The organism is Amycolatopsis sp. NPDC051758, from assembly GCF_044453095.1.
In the GTDB taxonomy this organism is placed as follows: Bacteria; Actinomycetota; Actinomycetes; order Mycobacteriales; family Pseudonocardiaceae; genus Amycolatopsis.
Genome location: NZ_JBITCJ010000006.1, coordinates 318,726 through 344,069, shown reverse-complemented (window position 1 = coordinate 344,069; position 25,344 = coordinate 318,726). Strand labels below are relative to the sequence as shown.

20 protein-coding genes and 2 tRNA genes are annotated in these 25,344 nt (G+C 70.1%); 17 read left to right on the top strand and 5 right to left on the bottom strand.

Going from position 1 to position 25,344, the window contains the following annotated elements; translation table 11 throughout:
- Positions 1 to 181 precede the first annotated feature (181 nt).
- From ACIA5G_RS28865 to ACIA5G_RS28855, 3 genes are all read left to right on the top strand, one after another.
- Entirely contained in the window at positions 182 to 1,222 is a 1,041-nt protein-coding gene (locus tag ACIA5G_RS28865; protein WP_395928662.1) for a 3-isopropylmalate dehydrogenase, read from the top strand.
- 786 nt (positions 1,223 to 2,008) lie between these two features.
- Complete coding sequence (gene cimA / locus ACIA5G_RS28860) at positions 2,009 to 3,613, top strand: citramalate synthase (protein ID WP_395928660.1); 1,605 nt, start codon at positions 2,009 to 2,011, stop codon at positions 3,611 to 3,613.
- 31 nt (positions 3,614 to 3,644) lie between these two features.
- Complete coding sequence (locus tag ACIA5G_RS28855; protein ID WP_395928658.1) at positions 3,645 to 4,415, top strand: fumarylacetoacetate hydrolase family protein; 771 nt, start codon at positions 3,645 to 3,647, stop codon at positions 4,413 to 4,415.
- On the opposite strand, the gene ACIA5G_RS28850 is transcribed toward ACIA5G_RS28855, so the two are convergent.
- Positions 4,412 to 5,662 carry an FAD-dependent oxidoreductase gene (locus ACIA5G_RS28850; RefSeq protein ID WP_395928656.1) on the bottom strand — a complete coding sequence of 417 codons (1,251 nt, stop codon included), beginning with the start codon at positions 5,660 to 5,662 and terminating at the stop codon, positions 4,412 to 4,414. The two genes, ACIA5G_RS28855 and ACIA5G_RS28850, sit on opposite strands and share 4 nt — an antisense overlap.
- Before the next feature lie 94 nt (positions 5,663 to 5,756).
- On the opposite strand from ACIA5G_RS28850, the gene gltX reads away from it, so the two are divergent.
- The 6 genes from gltX (at position 5,757) to ACIA5G_RS28820 (ending at position 10,332) form a co-directional block, all read left to right on the top strand.
- Complete coding sequence (gltX, locus tag ACIA5G_RS28845) at positions 5,757 to 7,247, top strand: glutamate--tRNA ligase (RefSeq protein ID WP_395928654.1); 1,491 nt, start codon at positions 5,757 to 5,759, stop codon at positions 7,245 to 7,247.
- A gap of 280 nt (positions 7,248 to 7,527) precedes the next feature.
- The gene (locus tag ACIA5G_RS28840; RefSeq protein ID WP_395929270.1) at positions 7,528 to 8,262 is read left to right on the top strand and encodes an HAD family hydrolase; all 735 of its coding nucleotides are present in this window, start codon (positions 7,528 to 7,530) and stop codon (positions 8,260 to 8,262) included.
- 50 nt (positions 8,263 to 8,312) lie between these two features.
- A tRNA-Gln gene (locus ACIA5G_RS28835) sits at positions 8,313 to 8,384 on the top strand.
- A 103-nt stretch (positions 8,385 to 8,487) separates the two neighbouring features.
- Positions 8,488 to 8,563: transfer RNA gene (locus ACIA5G_RS28830), tRNA-Glu, on the top strand.
- Between the two features lie 365 nt (positions 8,564 to 8,928).
- Positions 8,929 to 9,375: a hypothetical protein gene (locus ACIA5G_RS28825; RefSeq protein WP_395928652.1), complete on the top strand. Its 447-nt coding sequence runs from the start codon at positions 8,929 to 8,931 to the stop codon at positions 9,373 to 9,375.
- A 273-nt stretch (positions 9,376 to 9,648) separates the two neighbouring features.
- A complete protein-coding gene (locus tag ACIA5G_RS28820; RefSeq protein ID WP_395929268.1) occupies positions 9,649 to 10,332 on the top strand; it encodes an HU family DNA-binding protein in 684 nt (227 codons plus the stop codon).
- A gap of 184 nt (positions 10,333 to 10,516) precedes the next feature.
- Here ACIA5G_RS28820 and ACIA5G_RS28815 read toward each other — a convergent pair whose 3' ends face one another.
- Positions 10,517 to 13,168 carry a tetratricopeptide repeat protein gene (locus ACIA5G_RS28815; protein WP_395928650.1) on the bottom strand — a complete coding sequence of 884 codons (2,652 nt, stop codon included), beginning with the start codon at positions 13,166 to 13,168 and terminating at the stop codon, positions 10,517 to 10,519.
- A 282-nt stretch (positions 13,169 to 13,450) separates the two neighbouring features.
- Here ACIA5G_RS28815 and ACIA5G_RS28810 point away from each other — a divergent pair, with 282 nt between their 5' ends.
- The 5 genes from ACIA5G_RS28810 to ACIA5G_RS28790 all read left to right on the top strand — a co-directional run bounded on the left by ACIA5G_RS28810 (position 13,451) and on the right by ACIA5G_RS28790 (position 18,257).
- The gene (locus tag ACIA5G_RS28810) at positions 13,451 to 14,644 is read left to right on the top strand and encodes a carboxylesterase/lipase family protein (protein WP_395928648.1); all 1,194 of its coding nucleotides are present in this window, start codon (positions 13,451 to 13,453) and stop codon (positions 14,642 to 14,644) included.
- Positions 14,578 to 14,973, top strand: coding sequence for a hypothetical protein (locus ACIA5G_RS28805; protein ID WP_395928646.1), 396 nt, complete (start codon positions 14,578 to 14,580; stop codon positions 14,971 to 14,973). Before ACIA5G_RS28810 ends, ACIA5G_RS28805 begins: the two co-directional genes overlap by 67 nt.
- Before the next feature lie 156 nt (positions 14,974 to 15,129).
- On the top strand, positions 15,130 to 16,122 hold the full coding sequence (locus ACIA5G_RS28800; protein ID WP_395928644.1) for a zinc-binding dehydrogenase: 993 nt from the start codon (positions 15,130 to 15,132) through the stop codon (positions 16,120 to 16,122).
- A gap of 65 nt (positions 16,123 to 16,187) precedes the next feature.
- Positions 16,188 to 17,213: an RNA polymerase subunit sigma-70 gene (locus ACIA5G_RS28795; RefSeq protein WP_395928642.1), complete on the top strand. Its 1,026-nt coding sequence runs from the start codon at positions 16,188 to 16,190 to the stop codon at positions 17,211 to 17,213.
- Between the two features lie 93 nt (positions 17,214 to 17,306).
- Positions 17,307 to 18,257, top strand: coding sequence for an ABC transporter ATP-binding protein (locus ACIA5G_RS28790; protein WP_395928640.1), 951 nt, complete (start codon positions 17,307 to 17,309; stop codon positions 18,255 to 18,257).
- 64 nt (positions 18,258 to 18,321) lie between these two features.
- Here the strand turns inward: ACIA5G_RS28790 and ACIA5G_RS28785 are convergent, their stop codons facing one another.
- Positions 18,322 to 20,082: a DUF1996 domain-containing protein gene (locus ACIA5G_RS28785; RefSeq protein WP_395928638.1), complete on the bottom strand. Its 1,761-nt coding sequence runs from the start codon at positions 20,080 to 20,082 to the stop codon at positions 18,322 to 18,324.
- Positions 20,083 to 20,636: 554 nt separating this feature from the next.
- On the opposite strand from ACIA5G_RS28785, the gene ACIA5G_RS28780 reads away from it, so the two are divergent.
- Complete coding sequence (locus tag ACIA5G_RS28780) at positions 20,637 to 21,155, top strand: GNAT family N-acetyltransferase (RefSeq protein WP_395928636.1); 519 nt, start codon at positions 20,637 to 20,639, stop codon at positions 21,153 to 21,155.
- 104 nt (positions 21,156 to 21,259) lie between these two features.
- Here the strand turns inward: ACIA5G_RS28780 and ACIA5G_RS28775 are convergent, their stop codons facing one another.
- Positions 21,260 to 21,721: a VOC family protein gene (locus ACIA5G_RS28775; RefSeq protein ID WP_395928634.1), complete on the bottom strand. Its 462-nt coding sequence runs from the start codon at positions 21,719 to 21,721 to the stop codon at positions 21,260 to 21,262.
- 93 nt (positions 21,722 to 21,814) lie between these two features.
- A complete protein-coding gene (locus tag ACIA5G_RS28770) occupies positions 21,815 to 22,603 on the bottom strand; it encodes an IclR family transcriptional regulator (RefSeq protein WP_395928632.1) in 789 nt (262 codons plus the stop codon).
- 152 nt (positions 22,604 to 22,755) lie between these two features.
- Between ACIA5G_RS28770 and ACIA5G_RS28765 the strand changes: the two genes are divergently transcribed.
- Together ACIA5G_RS28765 and ACIA5G_RS28760 are read left to right on the top strand one after the other, a co-directional pair.
- On the top strand, positions 22,756 to 23,865 hold the full coding sequence (locus ACIA5G_RS28765; RefSeq protein WP_395928629.1) for a mandelate racemase/muconate lactonizing enzyme family protein: 1,110 nt from the start codon (positions 22,756 to 22,758) through the stop codon (positions 23,863 to 23,865).
- Positions 23,853 to 25,343: an aldehyde dehydrogenase gene (locus ACIA5G_RS28760; RefSeq protein WP_395928627.1), complete on the top strand. Its 1,491-nt coding sequence runs from the start codon at positions 23,853 to 23,855 to the stop codon at positions 25,341 to 25,343. Before ACIA5G_RS28765 ends, ACIA5G_RS28760 begins: the two co-directional genes overlap by 13 nt.
- The last annotated feature ends 1 nt before the right edge of the window (position 25,344 follow it).

The window sequence follows — 25,344 nt, the reverse complement described above, 5'->3', positions numbered from 1 at the left end:
TTTCCGCCGGGGGCGCCCCGCTGCTGTTCACCCGAACGGGTGTCTCACCCTGCGGGAGGATGCGGCATAAGGGTGGTGCGGCTACGGCGGTTTGTCTACGGCCGGTAACCTTCCGGCTGCTGGCGTTTTGTTGCGGTGGGCCATCGGTGCATCCGGTGGCCTCGTCGACGGAGGTGTGTGGATGCGGCTCGCGGTGATCCCAGGAGACGGGATCGGGCCCGAGGTGGTCTCCGAGGCGCTGAAGGTGCTCGGCGAGGTAGTACCGACGGCGGAGATCACGAACTACGACCTCGGCGCCGCGCGGTGGCACGCGACCGGTGAGCTGCTCCCGGAGTCGGTGCTCGGCGAACTCCGCCAGCACGACGCGATGCTGCTGGGCGCGGTCGGCGACCCGTCGGTGCCGAGCGGCATCCTCGAGCGGGGTCTGTTGCTGCGCCTGCGGTTCGAAATGGACCACCACGTCAACCTGCGCCCGGCGCGGCTGTACCCGGGTGTCCGGGGACCGCTGGCCGACGCCGGCGACGTCGACATGGTGGTCGTGCGTGAAGGCACCGAAGGCCCGTACGCGGGCACCGGTGGCCTGATCCGCAAGGACACCGAGCACGAGATCGCGACGGAGGTCAGCGTCAACACGGCGTACGGCGTCCGGCGGGTGGTGGCGGACGCGTTCAACCGCGCCGAGGCGCGGCCGCGCAAGCACCTGACGCTCGTGCACAAGACCAACGTGCTTTCGTTCGCCGGGTCGCTGTGGTCCCGGATCGTCGAAGAGGTCTCGCTGGAGCACCCGGAGGTGACGGTCGCGTATTCCCATGTGGACGCGGCGACGATCCACCTGGTGACCGACCCGTCCCGGTTCGACGTGATCGTGACGGACAACCTGTTCGGCGACATCATCACCGACCTCGCGGCCGCGGTGACCGGCGGCATCGGCCTCGCGGCGAGCGGCAACCTGGACATGACCCGCCGCAACCCGAGCATGTTCGAGCCGGTCCACGGTTCGGCGCCGGACATCGCGGGCCAGGGCCTGGCCGACCCGACGGCCGCGGTGCTGTCGGTGGCGCTCCTGCTGGACCACCTGGGCCAGAAGGAAGCCGCGCGGCGCATCGAGGCTTCGGTCGCGTTTGATCTGGCTACGCGGGACCAGGCTTCGCCGGGCGCGACGACGGCGATCGGCGACCGGCTGGCGGCGCTCGTGTCGTCCAACGTGCGTACGGCGGGCTGAGACCGCTTTCTGCTTGACGGAGGAGCCCCGCACCCGGGTGGTGCGGGGCTTTTTCGTGCACCGGGGCCTTCTTGCGGCCCAATGTGGCGTTGGGTGCGTCAGATGCACCGAACGCCACATTGAGTGCGTTGGATGCACCGAACGCCACATTGGGACTTCTCGTCACCGGCTGCGGCCGCTTACCGCCTGGGGCTCTGTAGCGCGATTCGGTGCGGGCTTCTTCGCGCCTTGGAGCGGGCCGGGGCGAGGGTTGTCCACAGCGGTGCCGTGATGTGGGCAACCCGGCCGTCGAACGGTCTTCCGGACGGTTGTGTCGGCGGGCGCCGATAAACTGGATGCGGGGCCGTCCCCCAGGGAGTGGCGGGGTCGCGGCAAGGTCGTGTGGCAGAGGCCCTGCCCTCCGCCTCGGTCACCGCTCCGCGCGAACCGAAGGACGCTTTCCCTCGCTCCATGCGATGACGGTCCCCATCAGGGCAAGCTGAGTCCACCTCGCCCGCAAGTCGTCACCGCCCGGGGCGCCCGCCGACCGACTTTGCCGGAGTCCTGCCCAGGAGCGGCGGGGATGTCCGCGCATCGGGGCTTTCCCGGATGGTGGGAGCTTGACCCAGGTTGTGGACTTCCGCCGAAACCCTGTGGCATGATGCGACCGTGACCAACTTCGCGATCATTATCGCCGAGCGCGCCGGACGATAGCTCCACAAGAGCTCCCGGCGCGCAACCTCTCGCACCCTGCGGGAGGTTTTTTTGTTGCCTGAAACAGCCGCCACCGCATCGAGGAGACAGACCGTGACCCGCAAGGAGCCCGCCGATACCCCCCTCGGCGACGCCTTCCACCTCTACGACACGACCCTGCGCGACGGTGCGCAGCGCGAGGGCATCTCCTACTCCGTCCAGGACAAGCTGGCCGTCGCGCGGCTGCTGGACGAGCTGGGTGTCGGGTTCATCGAGGGCGGCTGGCCGGGCGCGCTGCCCAAGGACACGGAGTTCTTCGCCCGCGCCGCGAAAGGCGAGCTGAAGCTCAGCCACGCGGCGCTCGTGGCTTTCGGCGCGACCCGCAAGGCCGGCACCACCGCGGACGTCGATCCGCAGGTCCGGGCCCTTCTCGACAGCGAAGCGCCGGTCATCACCCTCGTCGCGAAGTCCGACCTGCGCCACATCGAACGTGCGCTGCGGGTCGACGTCGACGAAGCCTGCGCGATGGTGCGCGACACCGTGGAGTTCCTCGTGCGGGAGGGGCGCCGCGTTTTCCTCGACGCCGAGCACTTCTTCGACGGCTACGCCTACTCTCCCGAAACCTCGCTCAAGGTCCTCGACGCCGCCGGGAACGCGGGCGCCGACGTGCTCGTGCTCTGCGACACCAACGGTGGGCAGCTGCCGCTGGGCCTCGCGGAGACCGTCAAGGAGATCAAGGAAAAGACCGGATTCCGGCTCGGGATCCACTGTCAGGACGACACTTCCTGCGCTGTGGCGAACTCCGTCGCCGCGGTGCAGGCCGGCGCGACGCACGTCCAGTGCACCGCCAACGGTTACGGGGAGCGGGCCGGCAACGCCGACCTCTTCGCCGTGACGGGAAACCTGGTGACCAAGCTCGGCATGGAGGTCCTCCCGACCGGAGGCGCCGCCGAGCTCACCCGGGTCTCCCATGCCCTTGCCGAAATCGCCAACCTCGCCCCCTACACCCACCAGGCTTACGTAGGGGCGTCGGCTTTCGCCCACAAGGCGGGACTGCACGCGAGCGCGATCAAGGTGGATCCGTTGTTGTACAACCACATCGATCCGTCTTCCGTCGGCAATGACATGCGGGTACTGGTCACCGAGATGGCCGGCAGGGCCAGCCTCGAGCTCAAGGGACGTGAGCTCGGGGTCGACCTTGCCGGCCGGCCCGAAGCGCTGACGAGCGCCATCACGAAGGTCAAGCGCCTCGAAGCCGAGGGCTGGTCCTTCGAGGCCGCCGACGCCTCGCTGGAACTCCTGCTGCGCAAGGAGGCCGACGTCCCCGCCGAGGCGCCGTTCGAGCTCGAGTCCTACCGGGTCGTGCTGGACCACCGCGCCGACGCCGAGGTCGTGTCCGAGGCGACGGTCAAGGTGCACGTCGGCGGTGAGCGGGTCATCGCCACCGCCGAGGGCATCGGGCCGGTGCACGCGCTCGACGCCGCGCTGCGGAAGGCGCTGTCGCCGCACCTGTCCTGGTTGGACAGTGTGGAGCTCGCCGACTACAAGGTGCGCATCCTCCAGGGCCACCCGGGCACCGACGCGGTGACGCGCGTGCTGGTCGAGAGCACCGACGGCGAGCGCGAGTGGACCACGGTCGGGGTGCACGGGAACATCGTCGAGGCCAGCTGGCTGGCCCTCTGCGACGCGCTCGTGCACAAGAGCACGACCGTGGCCTGAGTCACGGGCCGGGCGCACGTAGACTGACAGGGTGCGCCTAGCCCGTATTGCTCATCCCGGTGGTGTCGCGTTCGCTTCGGTCGAAGGGGACGGTGACGACGCCCAGGTCCTGGAAATCGCCGAGCACCCGTTCGGCCAGCCCAACTTCACCGGCAAGCGGTGGCCGCTGGCCGACGTCCGGCTGCTCGCGCCGATCCTGCCGTCGAAGGTGATCGCCGTCGGCCGGAACTACGCCAAGCACGCGGCCGAGTTCGGCAACGAGGTGCCCAGCGCCCCGATGCTGTTCCTCAAGCCGTCGACCACGGTCATCGGCCCGAACGCGGCGATCCGCCGCCCGTCCGGCGTCGGCCGCGTCGACTTCGAGGGTGAGCTGGCCATCGTCATCGGGCAGCCGGTGAAGAACGTGCCCGCCGCCCGCGCCGCGAGTGCGATCCTCGGCTACACCGTCGCCAACGACGTCAGCGCCCGCGACCTGCAGAAGTCCGACGGCCAGTGGGGCCGCGCCAAGGGCTTCGACACGTTCTGCCCGCTCGGGCCGTGGATCGAGACGTCGCTCGACGCGTCCGACCTGGCGCTGCGCTCCGAGGTCGACGGTGAGCTCAAGCAGGACGGCCGCACGTCCGACCTGGTCCACAAGATCCCCGAGCTGGTCGAGTTCGTCTCCGGCGTGATGACGCTGCTGCCCGGTGACGTCATCCTGACCGGCACTCCCGAGGGCGTCGGCCCGATCGAGGGCGGCCAGAGTGTCTCGATCACCATCGACGGCATCGGCACCCTGACCAACCCGGTCGAAAACGTCTAACCCCTGGTCGCCGGCTCCATCGGCCGCCGGGCGAACGCCGGAGCGTGCTCCGGCCGCAGCCCGAGGCCGAGGAGCCGGGCCGGGAGGTACGACAGCACCGGGAACCGGGCCCACAGCTTGATCATCGGCGCCGGCGGGCCGTTGCGCTTGCCCGCCATCACCGCGCGCATCACGCCGCGGTGCAGCAGCCGCTGCAGCCCCTGCACCAGCAGCGTCGGCGCGAGCCGCCGGGACCGGACCTTCGCCAGGTCGGCCCCGGTGGGGCGCCCCCGGCGCAGCGGCTCGGCCAGCAGCGTCGCCGCCGCGACCGCGTCCTGCACCGCCAGGTTGATGCCCACCCCGCCGATCGGCGACATCGCGTGCGCCGCGTCACCGATGCACAGCAGCCCGTCGACGTGCCACTTGCGCAGCAGGTTGAGGCGCACGTCGAGGAACTTGACGTCGTCCATCGACTCGAGCTCGTGCACCCGGTCGGTGAACTCCGGGCAGATCTGCGTGACGTTGTGGCGGAACGCCTCGATGCCCTGCTTGCGCAGGTCGTCACCCTTCGGGCCGAGGTAGGCGACCTGGAAGAAGTCGGGGCGGGGGAGCGGCACGGCGAAGCGGCGGTCCCGCATCTTCGGCAGGAGCATGGTGCCCAGGTCGCCTTCCTGCCGCGAGAGCCGGAACCACCAGACGTCGAACGGGCAGTCGTACTCGCGCGGCACGAGACCGGCCTCGCGGCGGGCCACCGACCACCGGCCGTCGGCGGCGATCACCAGGTCGGCACGGATTTCCCCGGTCTCCCCGGCGCTCGTGCGGTAGGTGACGCCGGCGACCCGGCCGTGCTCGCGGACCAGGCCGGTGCACTCGGTCTCCATCCGCTGAACGAACGTCGGCTCCTTGCGGGCGCTTTCGGCGAGCAGGTCGAGGAAGTCCCACTGCGGCACCATCGCGATGTACGGGTGGGCGACCTTCAGCCGGGTGAAGTCGGCGAGCTTCATCATCTCGCCGTTTTCCTGGGGGAACCCCGCCGAGGTCAGCTCGCTGTGCGGCAGCGCGTGGAACTTCTCGCCGAGGCCCAGCTCGTCGAGCAGCGTGAGCGTCGACGGGTGGACGGTGTCGCCGCGGAAGTCGCGCAGGAAGTCGGCGTGCTTCTCCAGCACCGTCACCTCGACGCCGGCTCGCGCCAGCAGGAGCCCCGTGACCATCCCGGCCGGCCCGCCACCGATGACGACGCAGCCCGTGCGCTCGGTCATCTCCACCATCTCCCCATCTATTCATCGCTTGTTGAATAAGTTGAGGATGCACCCGGCCGGTCCGTGCGTCAAGCGATGTGGCGACGGATACGCTGATCGGGCTATGAGTGAGACATCGGTGGTTCGCGCGCGCTTCTGTCCTTCGCCGACCGGCACCCCGCACGTCGGGTTGATCCGCACGGCGCTGTTCAACTGGGCCTTCGCCCGGCACAACCAGGGGCAACTGGTGTTCCGGATCGAAGACACCGACGCCGCGCGCGACTCGCAGGAGTCCTACGAGCAGCTGCTCGACGGGCTGCGCTGGCTCGGCATCGACTGGGACGAAGGCCCCGAGGTCGGCGGTCCCTACGGGCCGTACCGCCAGAGCGAGCGCCGCGCGATCTACGCCGACGTCGCCGCGAAGCTCCTCGAAGCGGGCGAGCTGTACGAGGCGTTCTCGACGAACGAGGAGGTCGAGGCGCGGCGCAAGGCGGCCGGCCTGGACCCCAAGCTCGGGTACGACAACTTCGACCGCGACCTCACCGACGAGCAGCGTGCCGCCTACCGCGCCGAAGGCCGCGCGCCGGTGCTGCGGCTGCGCATGCCGGACAGCGACCTCGGCTGGACCGACCTGGTGCGCGGCGACATCACCTTCCCGGCCAACACCATCCCGGACCCGGTGCTGGTGCGCGCCAACGGCGAGCCGCTGTACACACTGACCAACCCGGTCGACGACGCGCTGATGAAGATCACGCACGTGCTGCGGGGCGAGGACCTGCTGCCGTCGACGCCCCGGCAGATCGCGCTCTACGCCGCGCTGGAGCGCGTCGGCGTCGCGGAGTTCACGCCGCAGTTCGGCCATCTGCCGTACGTCATGGGCGAGGGCAACAAGAAACTGTCCAAACGCGACCCTTCTTCGAATCTCTTCAACTACCGCGACCGCGGTTTCACCCGCGAAGGCCTGCTGAACTACCTCGCCCTGCTCGGCTGGTCCATCGCGGACGACCGCGATGTGTTCAGCGTGGAGGAAATGGTTGCCGCCTTCGACGTCACGAAGGTCAGTGCCAACCCGGCGCGCTTCGACGTCAAGAAGGCCGAGGCGATCAACGGGACCCACGTGCGGGCCTTGCCCGCGGCGGAGTTCGTGAAGCGCGTCACGCCCTATTTGGTCACCGCGGGTGTCCTTTCGGAATCGCCGAGCGAGGAACAGCAGGCCCGGCTGACCGCGATCGCGCCGCTGGTGCAGGAACGCGTCACGGTGCTTTCGGACGCGGCCGCGATGGTGCGTTTCCTTTTTGTCGCGGAAGACGAGTTCGCGCCGGAGGAGGACGCCGCGGCGAAGAACCTCGGCGAGGCCGCGCAGCCGGTGCTGACCGCGGCGCTGTCCGCGCTCGAGGCGCTGCCGTCGTGGGAGACCGCGGCCATCGAGCAGGCCCTCAAAGACGCGCTTGTGGACGGTCTGGGTCTCAAGCCCCGCAAGGCTTTTGCGCCGGTCCGGGTCGCGATCACCGGCCGGACCGTTTCGCCGCCGTTGTATGAGTCGATGGAGCTGCTCGGGCGTGATGTCTCACTGGGACGTCTTCGCCGCGCATTGGTCGAACCTTGTTCTGGTTAGGACGGCGCTACGGACCGCAGGTGGCCTGCCTGCCGCGCCTTGGCGCCGGCCGACGGCTGAACAAGGTTCGCTGGATAACCGAAAGAAGACGGTTCGCCAACTGGGAGTAGAGCCGGTGCGCCGGAACGGGTCACCGGCAATCACCTCTTTGGCAGCGTCGCGAACGCGGCGGTTGCCCTAGCCTCACTGGGTGGATTTCGCCCTGGCACCCCGGACCCCGTCGCGAACCGTCCCCGCCGAGGCGGCGCCCGAGCCCTGGGCGCCGCCGGAGCTCCGGCTGGTGTGCCTGGACATCGACGACACGCTGATCGACTGCACCGCCGCGATCCGCCGCAGCCTCCACATCCTCACCGGCCGGGGTGACCTGTGGCCGCTGTGGGACCTGATCACCGAAGAGCACGTCGCGCTGGTCGTCGCCGGCGAAATCGACTACGCGACCATGCACCAGCGCCGCACCGACTGTTTCCTCGGCGAGCTCGGCATCCTCGCCGACGCCGAGCAGGTGCGGTCGTTCGAACGCCGCCGCCGCGAACTGCTCGACAGTTCGTGGCAGCTGTTCGACGACGTCATCGAGTGCCTGGACTGGCTGCGCGCCGCGGGCCTGCTCCTCGCCGCGGTGACGAACGCCTCGGGGGTGCACCAGAGAAAGAAGATCGCCGACCTCGGCCTCGCCCCGTACTTCGATCACGTCGCCATCGCCGGCGAGCTCGGGGTGGCGAAACCCGATCCGGTGATGTTCCACACGGTGTGCCTCGGCCTGGGCTGCTCTCCCGCCCAGGCCGTCCACGTGGGGGACAAGCTCGACACCGACGCGATCGGCGCCCGCGACGCCGGCCTCGGCGCGGTCTGGCTCGACCGCGACACCATCGGCGAGCGCGCCCCCGAGGGTGTCCACACGGTCGCCGGCCTCGCCGAGTTGCCTGAGCTGCTGGTTTCCGAGTACGCGATGATCGGCGTCCCCGTCCAGCGCGGCAGTGGCACCCCCGCGTTCACCGTCCGGAACGGCGTGCTCTAGTATTTCTTCTCGTGCGGTGCTGAACCGGCCTGGTCGGCGAGGTACCTCACTGGGGTATGGTGTAATTGGCAGCACGACTGGTTCTGGTCCAGTTAGTCTAGGTTCGAGTCCTGGTACCCCAGCTGCGGAGAGTGACCCCCCTGCAGGGCGAGTAATCGCCTCTGGTAAGTTCTCTCCCGCAAGAAAAAACAGAATAGCCCCTGGGAAACCAGGGAAAGATCCTAAGCCCCCGTCGTCTAGCGGCCTAGGACGCCGGCCTCTCACGCCGGTAGCGTGGGTTCGAATCCCATCGGGGGTACCAGCAGCTGCCACTCAAGTCCGTCTGACTCAGGTCAGGCGGACTTTTTGGTGTGGTGGGCGTCTTGGCGTCGGAGATCCTTATCCGCGGCTCCCGTCGTCTTGGGGAGCTCATGTGGCGAGGCAGGGTTGCGCGTCGAGCCGGCTGAGGTCGGTACCGGCTTCTCGTCCGCGGCGTCCAGCTCGGCGATGGCTGTTGAGCGTGTCCTCAGTCCAGGCGCCGCGGGTGCGAGCCTTGCCTGGCGGCCGTAGGGCGGCCGGCCGCCCCCTTCGCCGCGACGCACGAGAACGCGGCCCGCAGCAATTACGACTACGCTGTGCGCGCGATCCTTTCTGTGCAAAAGAATGACTCGCCGGGAAAGGGGAGATATGCCCCAGCTGCTCGAAGCGATCGACGACAGCATCGTCGTCGAATACGGTCAATTCCTGGTTCAGGAGTCAGGCATGCTGCGCCCGGCAGGGGTATTGCCGGTACCCCGCGGACCGTGGGTGGCCGTCGGTGGACCCGGCGGGTTGCTGCTGCACAGCGCGGCCACCGATCACCATCCCGCTGTGCGCTTGGAACTCTGGGATGAAGAGCCGCCGGCGGACGGAGGGGCCTGGGATTCGGTGCTCGACCTCGCCTGCGAGCTCGACAGTGGTGTCCGGCTGCTTTCGATCATGGCGGCGATGACGCCGATGGTTCTTCCGTTGCCTCGCCCAGGCAGCTACCACGCACGCGTGCACAGTGGTGATCGTGAAGAGGCCGGACGGCTGGACGAAGCAACCTTCGCGAGGGCTGTTGAACGTTGGCTCATCCAGTTCTGGCCGGCGTGACCACTCGTTGCGCCCCTTGGACTTCGCACGAATTTCAGTCGAACAAGTGATCGATGAATGTGGTGTCCTATATGGACGCTCTGGTTGTTTGCGCAGGTCAGGAGTCTTCATGTGTGGTCGCGTATGCGTGAGACTTGGCTTGTGGAGTTCGGTTTCTCGTGCGACACAACAGAGTTCGCGGTCACCTTGTTTGGATTTTGGGCCTTCCTGGTAATACTCTGTGTGACGTCGGCCGCGATGGGCCTGACTGAAGTTCCACTATGGAGGACTGGAATGACGAACAAGGCCCAGCTGATCGAGGCGCTGTCGGAGCGTCTGGGCGACGACAAGAAGGTGGCTGCGCAGGCCGTCGACGGTCTGGTGGACATCATCATCCGGACGGTCAACAAGGGCGAAAAGGTCAACATCACCGGCTTCGGCGTGTTCGAGAAGCGTGCCCGCGCCGCTCGCACCGCGCGCAACCCGCGCACCGGCGAGGCCGTGAAGGTGAAGAAGACCAACGTTCCTGCCTTCCGCGCCGGAACCACGTTCAAGGACGTCATCGGCGGCGCGAAGAAGCTGCCGAAGGTCGCTCCGGTCAAGCGCGCCACCGCGGCTGCGACCACCACGCGGGCGGCCACCGCCAAGGCGTCGGCTCCGGCGAAGACCACGAGCACGCGGGCCACCACGCCGCGTGCGGCTGCGGCCAAGCCGGCCACCGCTCGCGCGACGGCGACGCGGACCCGCGCTACGGCGGCGAAGCCGGCCGCGAAGGCCACTGCCACCCGGGCAACCGCGACGAAGGCGGCCCCGAAGACTGCGGCGGCGAAGGCTCCTGCCAAGGCGACCGCGGCCAAGGCCACCACCACGCGGGCGAAGGCCGCCGCCAAGCCGGCCGCGACCAAGACCGCCGCCGCGAAGAAGCCCGCCGCTGCCAAGGCTCCGGCCAAGCGCACTTCGGCTGCCAAGAAGAAGTAGCTCCACCTCGAACGCACCGGAAGGGCCCCGCACACCACGTGCGGGGCCCTTTCGGCGTTCTGCGTGTCGCTCCGCCATCCGGAGCGGCTACTGGCGAAGATGCTTTCGGTCGCACGTCGACCATTCCCTGGATATCGCCAGGGACGCAAGTTCGCCATCCGACACGAGCAGGTCCGTTCCGGGACTAGTTGCCTTCACGGAAAGGTCCTTCCGTGGAGGCAACTTTCGGCGTCCGGGAGTGCTGTGCGGAGCTGTTGTTGTTGATGGAGGCAAGGCAGGTGCGGACCTGCTCGGCTTCAGGCGTGCCAAGATCGATGTATTGGGCCAGGGCGTGCTGGTAGTGGTGCCGGGCCTGGGTGAGGTCACCGAGGGCGCGGAGGGCGTCGCCGAGGCCGGCGTGGGCGCGGGCCTCCTGGTCGCCGTCGCCGGTGTCGGTGGTGATGACCTGCGCGGTGGTGTGGTGGGTGGCGGCGTCGGCGTGCCGGCCGTCGGCGTGCGCTGCTTCGCCGAGGCCGTTGAGCGCCCAGGCTTCCCCGTCGCGGTCGCCGGTCGCGCGGAAGATGGCCAGGGCCTGCCGGTGGTGTTCGGTGGCCTGGGCGGGCTGTCCGAGGCGGGTGTGGAGGGTGCCGAGGCTGTCCAACGTCCTGGCTTCGCCGACGCGGGCACCGAGTTGCCGGTACCGGGCCAGGGCCTGCTGGAGGTGGTCGGCGGCTTGCCGGTGCCGGCCCAGCCGCACCTCGACGGTGCCGAGGCCGCGCAGCGCGCCGGCTTCACCGTTGTGGTCGCTGCCCTGCCGGCAGAGTGTCAGAGCCTGCTCGTGGTGGGCGGCGGCCGCCCGGTACCGACCCAGACACGCCTCGACCACGCCGAGGCAGTTGAGTGCGAAGGCTTTGCCGGTGTGGTCGTCAGTCTTCCCGCAGAGAGCCAGGGCCTCCTGGAGGTGCTCGGTGGCCGACTGGTACTGGCCCAGCCGCTCTTCGACGGCGCCGAGGCTGGCCAGGGTGCGGGCCTGGCCGGTCCGGTCGCCGGTCTGCCGGAACAGGAGCAGGGCCTCCTGCAGATGCTCGGCGGCCGACTCGTACCGGCTCAGCAGTCCTTGTGTGAAGCCGAGTCCGGCGAGTGCCTGGGCCTGTCCGGCCGGGTCGCGGGTGTGACGGGCGGCCTGCAGGGCGTGGCCGTGGACTGCCGAGGCGTCAGTGACGGACCGACTGGCGAGGTAGGGGGACAGGGCGGCCGACAGCCGGATGGTGTGGGTGGGCCAGACTTGGCCGGCGGTGTGCGCGGCGACGGCGACCAGGATGGGGCGTTCCGTGTCCAGCCAGGCGAGGGCGGTACCCGGGGCGGTCAGGTCCGGGCAGGGCGTGCCAGGTGAGGGCGTCCGGGGCCGACGGTGCGGCTCGGCCGGATACAGGGCGTGCACGGCGATGGCGGCGGTGGCCAGGTAGTAGTCGAACAGCCGGGTGAGGGCGGCACGGCGCTCGGGTGGCGGGTCCTCGTCGCCGGCCCGGCCGGTGGCGTAGGCGCGGACCAGGTCGTGCATGGTGTACCGGCCGGGCTCGTCTTCGTGCAGCAGGTGGTCTCGGCACAAGTGGCTCAGGAGGGCCTGGGCGGTGGGCAGGTCGCTGTCGGCAACGGCCGCAGCCGCGTGATCGTCAAGATCCTGGCCCGGATGCAGCGCCGCCAGCCGCAGCAACCGCTGCCCGGCCGCGGGAAGGTGTTGGTAGGACAGGTCGAACGCCAGTTCCACGCCGGTGTCCAGGCGCCGCTGGTGGTGGCGTTCGTCGAGCCGGTCGGCGTGGTCGGTGAGGGTCCACCCAGGTGTGTCCCGGATGTGTCCGGTGACCAGTCCGAGCGCGAGGGGCAGGTGACCGCAGCGGCGGGCGATCCGATCAAGCGCCCGGGGGTCGCCACCGGTGGGGACCCCGGTTGTGGTCCGGCTCAGGAAAGCCGCGGATTCGTCGGGCGTGAAAACGTCGATCGCCAGGCGTGTGGTGGCATTCAGGTCGGCCAGGTCGCGTCGGCTGGTGATTACCACCGGGCAGCCCGGCGTCCGGGGCAGCAGCGGGTGGACCTGGTCGGCGTCGGCGGCGTTGTCCAGCACGACCAGGGTCCGGGTGCCGGCCAACCGGGCCCGGTAGGCCGCGCTGCGGGCCGACAGGTCGTACGGGATCTGCTGGCCGGACATGCCCAGCAAGCGCAGGAGGCCGTCCAGCACGGCGGCCGGCTCGGCCGGCGGTTGAGCCGGGTCGGGGTGAAACCCGCGCAGGTTGACGAACAGCACCCGGTTGACGAACTCGTCCCGGGTCAGCAGGTGTCCGGCGTGCACGGCGAGCTGGGTCTTGCCGGCGCCGGCGATCGCGGAGATCACCACAGGCTCGCCCGTGACGGCACCGTGCTGCAACGCCGCCCGCAGCCGGCCCAGCTCGGTGGCCCGGCCGGTGAAGCCGGGAAGGTCCGGTGGGAGGGCGTCCTGGACCCTGACCTGCGCGGCCGCCCGGCTCTCACCGGTGAGGACGCGGAGCGCCTGCCGCCACTGCGTCACATAGCCGGCGTCCGGGTGCAGGGTCTGCACGATCGCGACGACCAGGTCGACGTTCACCCGCCGCCGGCCCGGCCGGAAACAGTCCGCCACGGTGGTCTTGCCGGTCAGCTCACCGGACAGCCGCCCGGCCGCGGTCCACGCGGAGTTCACCCGGCTGGTTATCCACTGGTACGACGGGTCACCGGCCCAGACCTTCAACGATCGCAGTCGCTCGACCAGGTCATCGAGCTTCTCGGCCTGCCCGGGATCGGGCAGCGCCGTGAACCCGCCGACCGGTTGCCGTGACGACGGCACGGCACACCCCCTGACGCCGAAGTTTCCCGGCCGGTCACCGCGACCCCGCCGTGCGGATTCGTCCGGGATTCGAACGCCGAGGTTACTCGCCGGGCAGAGTCACCACCGGGAAAGCGGGACGCCCGACAGGATCGGCGCGGCGGTCGAGTTCCACCGCGGTGAACGGGAAGTGCCTGGACACCAATTCCGTACTGGTAGCGCGTTGCCGCCGACACGGCCGGAACCACCGATCTCGGAACAGTCCCGGTGATCGCACTCGGCCTGCCCGGAAAGGAAGTTGTGATGACTGCAACCGCATCCCGGCCCGAAGTCCGCGCGGCGGCCGGGCCCCTGCGAGGCAGCCGGGAAGCCGGCGTCGCGGTCTTCCGCGGCATCCCGTTCGCCGAGCCGCCCGTCGGCGCGCTGCGTTTCGCCGCACCACTTCCGGTACGGGGCTGGTGCGAGGTGCGGGAGGCCGTGTCGTTCGGCCCGCCGCCACCACAGGCCGGTGCGTTCGGCATGGACGCGCTGATGCGGGACGCGCCGAGCGACGACTGGCTGACGATCAACGTCTTCTCGCCCGAGCCCGTCCCCGGCGCGGGGCTGCCGGTCATGGTGTGGATCCAAGGCGGCGCCTTCGCGTTCGGCATGTCCAGCCTCCCCGAGTACGACGGCGGCCGCCTCGCGCGCGACGGCGGCGTCGTGGTGGTGACGTTCAACTACCGCGTGGGTGTCGAGGGCTTCGCGCAGCTCGAAGGGGCACCCGCCAACCGGGGCCTGCTCGACCAGGTGGCCGCGTTGGAATGGGTGCGCGACAACATCAGGGCTTTCGGCGGCGACCCTGACCGGGTCACGGTCTTCGGCGAGTCGGGGGGTGCCGGGTCGGTCGCCGCGCTGATGGTGATGCCCCGTGCGGCCGGGCTCTTCCGCCGGGCCGTCGCCCAGAGCGTGCCGGGCACGGTGTTCTCGACGGAGCTCGCCGCTGACATCGCCGCCGCCCTTGCTGCCGAACTGGGGCTGCGACCCACCGTGGCCGACCTGTCCGCGGTGGAGCCGGCCGTTCTGGCCGCCGCCGGTGACGACGTCACCGCCAAGATCAGCCAGTGGGCCCAGCGCTGGGGACAGGCTGGGCACCGGGGGATCCCGTTCGCCCCCGTGGTCGACGGCGACGTCCTGCCCGGCACTCCGTGGCAGGCCTTGGCCGACGGTGCCGGCCGGGACATCGAGCTGATCGTCGGCCACACCCGGGACGAGCAACGGCTGTTCAACCTGATCACCGGCGTCCTCGGCGAGGTGACCCCGGAGCAGGCGGCGACCGCACTGGATGTTCTCGCTCCCGGCCGGACGGTGCACGCCGCTACCGCGAGGCATTCCCGGACGCCGGCCCCGACGAGTTCCACGAACTGGTCAACTCGGACTGGCTGTTCCGGATGCCGTCGCTCCACCTCGCCGAGGCACAGATCGCCGGCGGCGGCCGTGCCCATTTCTACGAACTGACCTGGCCCGCCCCGGGCATGGGCGCCGCCCTCGGCGCGTGCCATGGCCTCGACGTGCCGCTCGTCTTCGGCAACCTGGACCGCGGCCGGCCCGCCATGCTGCTCGGCGAAGGCCCCTCACCCGAGGCAGCGGCACTGTCCACCTTCATGCGCGCCGCATGGACCGCGTTCGCCACCCACGGCGACCCCGGCTGGCCCGCCTACGACCACCGGCAACGCCTCACTCAGCTCCTCGACACCCCACCGGCGGTCACCGCCTACCCGGAAGAGACCTCCCGGCTGATCTGGCAGAACCACACCTTTTCCGCGCTGCCGCTGCTCGGCTCGTAGGGGCAGCCCGAGGTCACCCCTCCCGCGCTCCACGTCCGGTTCGGGGGTGGCCGATTCCTTTCGGCGGTGGCCGGGATCTACCTGGCACAGAGGCGCGGCCTGCGCGACGGGCCGCGCCTCTTGCCAGGTACGCCGAGAACGAAAGGCCGATCGCCGATGGACACTCCCGCGACCATGCGCGCGTTGCAGCAGACCTCCCTCGACGGACCGCAGGACATGCGTCTGCTCACGGACGCGCCGGTGCCCGTCCCCGGTCGGGGCGAGGTCCTGATCCGCGTCGCCGCCGCCGGGGTCAACTTCGCCGACATCTCGAAGGCCCACGGCACGTTCCTGGACGGCCCGCGGCCACCGTACCTGGCCGGTTTCGAAGCAGCAGGTGAAGTCGTGGCCGTGGGCGAGGCGGCTGTCGGCCCGCAGCCGGGTGCCCGCGTCGTCGGCGTCGGAAACGGTGCTTTCGCCGAGTACATGCTGGTTTCCGCGGCGTCGGCGATGCCGCTGCCGGCCGGCTGGACGGAGCAGGAGGCGCTGGGCCTGGTCGTGAACTGGCCCACCGCGCTGGCCGCGCTCAAGCCGCTGGGCGGTCTCACCGCCGGGCAGACCGTGCTGGTCCAGGCCGCGGCGGGGGCGACCGGCCAAGCCGCGGTCACGTTGGCCAAGCACTACGGTGCGACGGTCATCGCCACCGCCTCGCCGGGCAAGCACGAGACCGTACTGGCCTTGGGCGCCGATCACGTCCTGGACTCCCTCGGCGGCGACCTCGCCACCGAGGTCCTGAGGCTGACCGAAGGCGCCGGCGCCGACGTGGTGCTGGAGTCGGCCGGCGGCGCCACCTTCGAGGCCGGTCTGGCCGCGGCCAAGCGGGTCACCGGCCGGGTCGTCGTCTACGGCGTCGCGGGCGGCGAAGCGCCGATCACCAACTGGGAGCTGGTGTACAAGCACCAGGTCCACGTCATCGGATTCAACATCGGTGTGGTGATCCAGGCCGCGCCACAGATCTTCGGCGAGGTCATGGGGGAGCTGTCCGCGCTGGTCGACGCCGGTGTGGTGGCTCCCGGCCGGCCCACTACGTACGACTTGGCCGACGGCCCGAAAGCGCTCGCGGAACTGGAAACCAGGGCTACCGTCGGCAAACTGGCCCTGCTGCCCTGACAAAGCCTTCGTATCCTTGTCACCACGGGTTCCCCTGACCTTCCGCGGCATGATCCGGAGGCTCGATGAGGTCTGATCGCCCGCCGGCGCGGGCGGCGCAGGAGCAAGATCGGTTCGAGGCCGAGACGGAGCGGTTCCGCCGTGAGCTGCTGGCGCACTGCTACCGCCTGGCCGGTTCGGCGCACGACGCCGAGGACCTGGTGCAAGAGACCTACTTGCGGGCGTGGCGGTCCTACTCCGGGTTCGAGGGCCGGTCGTCGATCCGGTCCTGGCTCTACAAGATCGCCACCAACGTCTGCCTGAGGGCGTTGGAGCCGCGCCGGATCCGGCTGCTGCCGTCGGGTCTGGCCGGCTCGAGCGACGAACCCGGCCGCGTGCCGGCTCCGGTCGTGCCGGGGGAGGTCTCGTGGCTGGAACCGTTGCCGGACACGTGGATCACTCCGCCCGCCGATGATCCGGCGGCGGTGGTGATCGCGCGCGAATCGTTGCGGCTGGCGCTCATCGCGAGCTTGCAGCACCTGCCCGCCCGGCAACGGGCGATCCTCCTCCTGCGCGAAGTGCTGGCGTTCTCCGCGGCCGAGACCGCGGAGATCCTCGACACCACCACCGCGGCGGTGAAGAGCGGTCTTCAGCGCGCTCGTGCCCGGCTGGACGAACTGGAGCCGGCGCCCGAGCGCCTGCTCGAACCGGCCGACCAGCGGGCGCGGGCGCTGCTCGACGGCTACATCGCGGCGTTCGAGCGCTCCGACGCTGCTTTGCTGGAACAGGTGCTGCGCGCCGACGCCACGCTGGAGGCGACACCGTTCCGCGACTGGCAGGCCGGCCGGGCGATGTGCGTCCACGTGCTGGCTGCGTACGTGCTGGGGAAGCGGGGCGACTGGCGGATGATCGCCACCACCGCCAACGGCCAGCCGGCGGCCGTCGTGTACCACCGGGACGCGCACGGCACGCTCCGGGCCGACGGCGCCGTGGTGCTGGCCCCGACCGCCACCGGCGTCTCCCGCGTGATCAAATTTCACGATCCCGCGCTGGTCACGACATTCGGTTTCCCGGACGTGCTCGCTGAACAAGAAGCCACCGAAGTCCATTGAGGACAGTTCGGGGTCCGGCAGGAGTAGAGTGACCCCCGGTGTGCCGGGAAGCCTGGTCGGCGCCATATTTCCGCGCGCGAAACGAGGCTTCCCATGACGATCGACGCTGTCGACCTGACCAAGCGGTACCGCGACGTCCTGGCCGTGGACGAGCTGACACTGCGTGTCACACCCGGGGAAATCTACGCACTGCTCGGCCTCAACGGGGCGGGCAAGACGACCACCATCCGGATGCTGCTCGGCCTGCTGCGCCCCACCCGTGGCCAGGTGCGGCTGTTCGGGGAACAGGTCGAGCCCGGCCGCAACGCCGTCTGGGCCCAGGTCGGCTACCTCGTCGAAACCCCCTCCGCGTACCCGGAACTCACCGTCACCGAAAACCTCCAGGTGGTGGCCCGGTTACGCGGCCTGCGCGACGAGAAGGCCGTGACCGACGTCATCGCCCGGCTCGGCCTGCAACCCCACGCCCGGCACCGCGCGCAAACGCTTTCCCTGGGCAACAAGCAACGCCTCGGCCTGGCCAAAGCGCTGCTGCACCGGCCCGAGCTGCTGATCCTCGACGAACCCGCCAACGGTCTCGACCCCGCCGGCGTCGCCGAGATCCGCAGCCTGCTGCACGACCTCGCCCACCGAGACGGGGTGACGATCCTGCTGTCCAGCCACATCCTCACCGAAGTCGCCCGCCTGGCCGACCGGGTCGGCGTGCTGGACCGGGGACGGCTCAGCTGGGAAGGCAGCACCGCCGACCTGACCGCGCAGGCCCGTCCACGGCTGCGCATCGCGGTACGAGACCGCGCCCGAGCCGTGACCGCGTTGCGCGCGGCAGGCCATCCCGCGGACGAGGACGACGACGGCGGACTCACCCTCACCGGCGACCACGCGCTCCGGCACCCCGACGAGATCGCGACCCGGCTCGTCACCGCGGGCTGCCCACCCACCCGGCTCGCCGTGGAACAGGACGACCTGGAGACCTGTTTCCTCCGGCTGGTCGATCCGCAGTGCTCGGCCACGGCCTCGTGGGGGAAACGCGCCGACCAGGACCGCTGAGCGATGGCAGCGGAGAGCGCCCGCCGTGGGGGATGGATGTCACGGCGGGCGCCCGCTGCCCGGCTCAGGCGGTGCAGGTCTTGTTGCGGTTGATGCAGTTGACGACCTGGTTCATGAGGCGTTGGGACATGACGTTGGCGAAGTCGTCGTGGTCGGACAGCGGGTTGTGGTTCTCGTCGGGGAAGGAGTCCACTTTGTACTGCTTCTTGACCTGGATGTCGTGCGGGATGTCGTAGACGAGGGTGATCCGCAGCTGCGGCACCGCCGTGAAGCCCGGCGCGCACCGGCCGGCCTTGTCCGGGAAGACGATGTGCGTGCGGTGATTGGCGCTGTCGGTGTTCTTGCCGTCCCAGCAGCTGGGGAAGGTGTGGATCCGTTCGACCTTGCTGCCGTCGGGGCAGATCGGGTACTTGTCGGTCAGCCGGTTCTCGAAGCCGGTGCAGGTCCACGCCGCCCGGGTGTTCTTCGTGCCGTTGACCGACGGCTTCGCGTCGCCGGTGAGCACGCGCAGGAACTTCGGCATCGCGGTGACCTGGCCGGCCGGGCTGCCGCGGAAGGTGATGCCGGCCTTCGCCGGGCGCTGGATCTCGCCGTCGTTGTCCGGCAGTTCGTTGTTCTCGTCCGCGCCCGGCAAGGGCTTGGTCTCCCCGCCGCCGGTACCGGGTTGCTGCCCGAGCGTGCACGGGGCGAGGGCGTCGAGGCCCTGGGGTTTGGCGGCGGTGCGGCCGATGGCGATGGCCATGCGGTCGATGGTGGCGACGCGTTTGTCCTTGAGCGGGCCGAGGATGGCGTTCTGGACGAAGTTCGGGCCGCCCTGGCCTTGGCTGGTGGCGAGCCGGTTGTTCGCTTCCTGGATCTGGGTGTTCAGGAGCTGCAGGTTGCGGTCCACTTCGGCCTTGGCCGAGGCCGGGACGGCGGGGAGCTTGCTCGCGACGTCCGGGCAGGTGATCTGCTGAGCCACCGCGCCACCGGGGGCCCCGCCACCGTTGCTCGCACTGTTTCCACCCGTGCCGGCCTGCTCTTTGAGCGTGCAGGGGGCGAGCGCGTCGAGGCCCTGGGGTTTGGCGGCGGTGCGGCCGATGGCGATGGCCATGCGGTCGATGGTGGCGACGCGTTTGTCCTTGAGCGGGCCGAGGATGGCGTTCTGGACGAAGTTCGGGCCGCCCTGGCCCTGGGTGCTGACCAGTCGTTGGTTGGCTTCGTCGATCTGGGTGTCGAGCAGGTCGAGGTTGCGGTTGATCTCGGCCATCGCGGAGTCGGGGACGTCGGGCAGCTTGCTGGCGACGTCCGGGCAGGTGATCACCGGGGTGGTGGCGGCCTGGGCCGCTTGGTCGCGGTCGCCGTCGGGGGACTGGGCCGGCGGGTTCTTCTCTTCGTCGCCGGTGTCGATGCGCACCACCGGCCAGAAGTAGGCGGACTTGTCGCCGTTCTTGCACGTCGTGCCGGCGGCGTCGAGGCTCTTGTTGTTCGAGTCCGCGTTGGAGGAGAGGTTGCCGACGTAGTCGTGCAGGTGCTGGGCGCCGTTGCGGATGCCGGGCTGGGCGATGAAGTTGTCGGGGTTGAAGTGCCCGTTCTCGTTGCGGCCGCAGTCCACGGTGAAGGTGCCGGTGGACGCGCCGCGGGAGTTCGCGGGCTCGGCGTTGTTCGGCGCGACCTTGAGGATGTCGATGTAGAGGGCGGGGTCGGCTTCGTCGGCGCTGGCCTCGCCGGGTTCGCCGAACGTGGTCGAAACCGCGAGCGCACCGGCCGCCACGGCGAGTGCCAGGACGCCGGTCGCGATCTTGGTTCGCCGGGAGATGCGGTGCCTTCCCGTGTTTCCGGGCATGAGTGACTCCGTTGTTCGGGGCAACGGCAAAAGGGCAGGGGGTGCCGCCGCGGATGTGCCGTACTGCCTGGGGAAGTAGCGGGGACGGGCGCCCACTGACCCGACATCAGTGGGAGCGGCGCAATGCATGTTAGCGCTAACTGCAGCAGCGAGGTTTGGTCCTTCGGGGAATGGGTGATCGCTTTGTCGTGGCGGCAATCGTCGCTCGTCTGCTTCACGTTGTCCAGGGTTCGGAAGGTGTGTGAAATACTTCGGAAATGTGGTGAACCTTGGTGAACCAGCGTCCGTGTATCCCGGTGGAGCGGGAAGTCTGAGCTTGCTGACCTCGGCTCGGACACGTGCGGACCGGGAGGAGCCAGGCGGGCTATGAGGGCGCGACGCCGGTGAAGACGGAGTGGGGGCGCGGCCCCGCGTGGTGTTCGCCGCCGCCCACGCCACGACCTTCTTGGCCGGACCCGGTCCTGCCGCCCATTCTTAAAGAGCCGAATTGCGGATGCCGGGAACGTCCGACGTCCGCCCGGTCAGTGTGCAAGGGTTGCCTCATGATCGATCGCATGAGGCCGGAAGTACGGATCGTGCACCTGACCGGTCCGGCATTCGACGCTCTCGCACGTGGCGACCTGGCGGCGGCGAACGCGGTCAGTCCGGTCCCCGTCTCCGCTTACTTCGCCGGCCCGGACTGGCGCGGGGTGTGGCAGATGCGCAGCAGGCAAGTGGAAGAAGACCCGGCCAGCGCGGCCTGGGTCACCGGCGTCATCTGGGACGAACTGCGGCAGCTGGCCGTGGGCCGGGCCGGTTACCACGGCCCTCCCGACCCGTCGGGGATGGTGGAGATCGGCTACGCCGTCGAACCGGTGCACCGGCGCCGCGGCTACGCCCGTGCGGCGCTGGAAGCCCTGCTGCGCCGAGCCGCCGACGAGCCACGAGTGCGCACCGTCCGGGTCACCATCAGCCCCGACAACCTGGCTTCCCACCAGCTGGCGTCGCAGTACGGCTTTGTCGAGATCGGCGAGGAGTGGGACGACGAGGACGGCCTGGGGATCATTCACGAGGTCGCCGCAGGGCAGCTGTAGACCTCCGCACACCGTCCGGATGGTGACCTCGGTTGCTGCCCGCGTCGTGATGGCACCCGAGGTCGGCTTGGCCATTCGCAGGCTCGGCTCGCGGCCGGTCGTGGTCAGTCCAGGCAGAACTCGTTGCCCTCGGGGTCGGTCATCACGATGAATCCGCCGCTGAGCGGGGGTTCGGGCTCGAAGCGGCGCACGCGTGCCGCGCCGAGGGCCACCAGCCGGGTGCACTCGGCTTCGAGGGCCGCCATCCGCTCCTCGCCCTGCAGGCCGGGGGCGGCGCGCACGTCGAGGTGGACGCGGTTCTTCGCGGTCTTGTCCTCCGGCACCTGCTGGAAGAACAGGCGCGGACCCCGGCCGTCCGGGTCTTCGATGGCGGATCGGGTGTTGCGCTGGTCTTCCGGCACGCCGATGCGCGCGAGGAACTCGTCCCAGGCGGCGAGCGGGTCGGCGCCTTCGGGCACTTCCACGCCGGGAGGTGCCGGGTGGACGTAGTCCAGCACGTCGCGCCAGAACGACGAAAGCGCTCGCGGGTCGTGGGCGTCGAACGTGACCTGGACGTGTCGGCTCATCGTGGGTTCTCCGTGGGTCGTGGCCGGTTGACGGGTCCCACTGTGACAGCAAATGCGGACAGCTCCGGTCCTCGAAGCTCAGCTCGGCGCTGATCAGGTGAGGCGGACGGCCGGTGGTGGTTTCGGGCGGGCGTCCCAGCCGAGGTGGGCCGACACGCGGGCCGCTGCCTCGGCCGTGGTGCGGCCCGCCGAGTCCAGGCGTGAACCGAGTCTTGACGCCGGTGCCGAGATGTTCAGCGCCGCCACCACCCGGCCGCGGAAGTCGCGGATCGGGGCCGAGACGCCGGCCAGTCCCGCTTCGAACTCCTCGTGGACGCGGGCGTAACCGTCGCGGCGGGACTGCTGGATCTTCGCCCACAGCTCGGGCAGGTCCGTGGACGCCGGGAACCGCACGTACAGCTCGTCGGGTGTGGCGTCGAGCAGCAGCACGCGGCCGGCCGACGTGCAGTGCGCCGGGACACCGCGGCCTTCCCAGCCGTGGACGCGGAACGAATGACCGGACACCGACAGCAGCGTCAAGACCTCTTGGTCGCGCAGCACACAGAGATGGCTGGTCTCCTCGAGGTCGGCCGACAGCTCGCGCATCACCGGCTCGGCCGCGCGGGCCAGGCGGTCCTCGACCGTGCGGGCGACCAAGGAGAACAGCCGCCAGCCCAGCCGGTAGCCGAGCGTGTCCGGGTCGCGCTCGACCACACCCTCGTCCGCGAGCGCCTTGAGGGCCCGCGAAACCTGGCTCTTCTCGCGGCCGGTGAGCTGGGCGAGCCGGACGACGCCCAGCTCACCGGCGCGCTGGGCCTCGGGGGACGCGAGCGCCTCCAGCAGGTCCAGGTCGCGGCGGAGGCCGTGGCCCGGGTGCCGGGCGCCGCCGGCCGAGCTGTTCACCACCGGAAAATAGCAAGACGGGGAGTTGGCGCCGGCGCAACCGGTGTTGCGATTGCTTGCCCGCCGATTCCGGGTGCTCTTACCGTCGAACCAGGCCGCACCCCTCGACCTGGAGCACCCATGACTTTTGTGTCCACTGCGGCGGTGGCCCGGTGAAGATCACCGCCGTCACCCTCGACCGGCTGCGGCTGAAGCTCGACCCGCCGCTCAACGCGGCCTGGGACCCGGACCCGCGCCGGCACTTCGACGCCACGATCGTGCGCGTCCACACCGACGAAGGGGTCACCGGCATCGGGTCCGGCGACACCATGGCCGGCTTCGAAGCCGTCGAGCACCTGTTCCTCGGTGAAGACCCGCTCGACATCGTCCGGCACGTCAAGGCCATCGAAACCGCCAACTTCCACGGTGGCGCCTACTGGCCGCTCGAAGTCGCGCTCTGGGACATCATCGGCCAGGTCGCCGGGCTGCCGGTGGCGACGTTGTTCGGGAACTCGGCCCGGTCGGTGCCCGCGTACGCCTCCTCGGCCGAGCTGAAGCCGCCGGAGGAGCGGGTCGAGACCGCGCTGCGGGCGCGGGAAGCCGGATTCCGCGCGATGAAGATCCGGATCGACCGCGACCGCGTCGACGCCGGCGTCGCCACGGTGGCCGCGGTGCGTGACGCGCTCGGCCCGGACTTCGAGATCATGGTCGACCTCAACCAGTCCTGGCGGATGGCCGGCGACACGGCTCCCGCGTCCGACCTGGCGACGACCCGGAAACTGGTGCGGCGGCTCGCCGAGCTGGACGTCTTCTGGGTCGAAGAGCCGTTGCCGTACGCCGACGTCGAGGGATTCAAGACGCTCCGGGCGGAGAACCCGGGGGTGCGGATCGCGGCGGGGGAGATGCACCACTCGGTGCCGGAGCTGCTGCGTTATCTCGAAAACGACGTGCTGGACGTCTACCAGATGGACGTCGTGCTGGCCGTCGGCATGCACCGGGCCCGCACCCTGGCCGAGCTCGCGCAGCTGAAGCACCGGGCGTTCACCCCGCACAGCTGGACCAACGGCATCGGTGTGCTGGCCAACCTGCACGTGTCGGCCGGCGTCGGCGGCGGGCCGTTCTTCGAGTTCCCCTGGGACCCGCCGGGGTGGACTCCGGAACGCCGCGACTTCATGCTGAGCGAGCCGGTGATGATCAACACCGCCGGAGAGCTGGAAGTCCCGCGGCGGCCCGGACTGGGGATCGAACTGGACGAGGAGGCGGTGCGGCGGTGGCGGATCTGACCCACCAGGACTGGGTGGCGGCCGCGGAAAGGCTTTCACCCGAGACGCGGCCGTTCATCGGTGGCCGGTTCATCGAGTCCACTTCGGACACAACGTTCCCGAGCGTCTCACCCCGTGACGGCCGGGTGCTGGCCCACATCCCGGCCGGCAGCGTCGAAGACGTCGACCGGGCCGTGCGTGCGGCCCGCGAATCCTTCGAAGACGGCCGGTGGCGCGACCTGCCACCGCGCGAGCGTAAGCGGATCCTGCTCCGCTGGGCCGACGCCATCACGGCGAACACCGCCGAGCTGGCCCTGCTCGACACCCTCGAAATGGGCAAGCCGATCAGCGAGTCGCAGCGTGTCGACGTCGCCAAGGCGGCCGAGACGATCGCCTGGTACGCCGAGACGATCGACAAGACCTACGACGAAGTCGCCCCTGCACCGGGGAACGCGCTGGCGTGGATCACGCGGGAGCCGCTCGGGGTGGTCGGCGCGGTCGTGCCGTGGAACTACGCGCTGCTGATCGCGTCCTGGAAACTCGGCCCGGCCCTGGCCACCGGCAACTCGGTGGTGCTCAAGCCCGCCGAACAGACATCGCTGGCGACCCTGCTGCTGGCCCGGCTGGCGAGCGAGGCCGGGCTGCCGGACGGTGTCCTCAACGTCGTCCCCGGGCGCGGCGAAGGTGCCGGGCAGGCGCTCGGCCGGCACCCCGGGGTGGACAAGATCGCCTTCACCGGCTCGGCCGAGGTCGCGCGGCTGTTCCAGGTCTACGCCGGGGAGTCCAACGGCAAGCAGGTCGCGGTCGAGGCCGGCGGCAAGTCACCGCAGCTGGTGCTGCCCGACGCGGACCTGTCCGCCGCGGCTTGCGCGGTGGCGTGGGGCATCTTCTACAACGCCGGCCAGACCTGCAACGCCGGCTCGCGGCTGGTCGTGCCCGCCGCGCTCAAGGACGAGCTGCTCACCGAGATCGTCAAGATCACCGAGGAGACGTTCCGGACCGGCGACCCGCTCGACCCGGCGACGGTGCTCGGCCCGCTCGTCGACGACGTCCAGCTCGACCGCGTCCTCGGTCACCTCGGCACCGCCCGTTCCGAGGGCGGCAAGATCGTGCACGGCGGCGGACACGACGGCCTGACGCTGGAACCGACCATCGTGGACGACGTCCGGCCCGGCTCGACGCTCGCCCGCGAGGAGGTCTTCGGCCCGGTGCTGGCCGTGCAGACCTACGACGGTTCACCCGGCGAAGGTGTCCGCCTCGCCAATGACACCGACTTCGGCCTGGTGGCGTCCGTCTGGACCCGGGACGTCACCACGGCGCACCGGGTCGCCAAGCGGCTGCGCGCCGGCACGGTGTGGATCAACACCTTCGACGCCAGCGACGTGATCACCCCGTTCGGCGGCTTCAAGGCGACCGGCGCGGGTCGCGACAAGTCGCTGCACGCCCTCGACGCCTACACCGCCCTGAAGACCACTTGGCTCGACCTTCCGGAGAGTTAGC

Coding starts and splice junctions, on each gene's coding strand:
- ACIA5G_RS28865 (WP_395928662.1), top strand. CDS start 182: ATGCGGCTCGCGGTGATCCCAGGAGACGGGATCGGGCCCGAGGTGGTC.
- ACIA5G_RS28850 (WP_395928656.1), bottom strand. CDS start 5,662: ATGGTGGAGATGACCGAGCGCACGGGCTGCGTCGTCATCGGTGGCGGG.
- gltX (WP_395928654.1), top strand. CDS start 5,757: ATGAGTGAGACATCGGTGGTTCGCGCGCGCTTCTGTCCTTCGCCGACC.
- ACIA5G_RS28825 (WP_395928652.1), top strand. CDS start 8,929: ATGCCCCAGCTGCTCGAAGCGATCGACGACAGCATCGTCGTCGAATAC.
- ACIA5G_RS28820 (WP_395929268.1), top strand. CDS start 9,649: ATGACGAACAAGGCCCAGCTGATCGAGGCGCTGTCGGAGCGTCTGGGC.
- ACIA5G_RS28810 (WP_395928648.1), top strand. CDS start 13,451: ATGACTGCAACCGCATCCCGGCCCGAAGTCCGCGCGGCGGCCGGGCCC.
- ACIA5G_RS28805 (WP_395928646.1), top strand. CDS start 14,578: ATGCCGTCGCTCCACCTCGCCGAGGCACAGATCGCCGGCGGCGGCCGT.
- ACIA5G_RS28800 (WP_395928644.1), top strand. CDS start 15,130: ATGGACACTCCCGCGACCATGCGCGCGTTGCAGCAGACCTCCCTCGAC.
- ACIA5G_RS28795 (WP_395928642.1), top strand. CDS start 16,188: ATGAGGTCTGATCGCCCGCCGGCGCGGGCGGCGCAGGAGCAAGATCGG.
- ACIA5G_RS28790 (WP_395928640.1), top strand. CDS start 17,307: ATGACGATCGACGCTGTCGACCTGACCAAGCGGTACCGCGACGTCCTG.
- ACIA5G_RS28785 (WP_395928638.1), bottom strand. CDS start 20,082: ATGCCCGGAAACACGGGAAGGCACCGCATCTCCCGGCGAACCAAGATC.
- ACIA5G_RS28780 (WP_395928636.1), top strand. CDS start 20,637: ATGAGGCCGGAAGTACGGATCGTGCACCTGACCGGTCCGGCATTCGAC.
- ACIA5G_RS28775 (WP_395928634.1), bottom strand. CDS start 21,721: ATGAGCCGACACGTCCAGGTCACGTTCGACGCCCACGACCCGCGAGCG.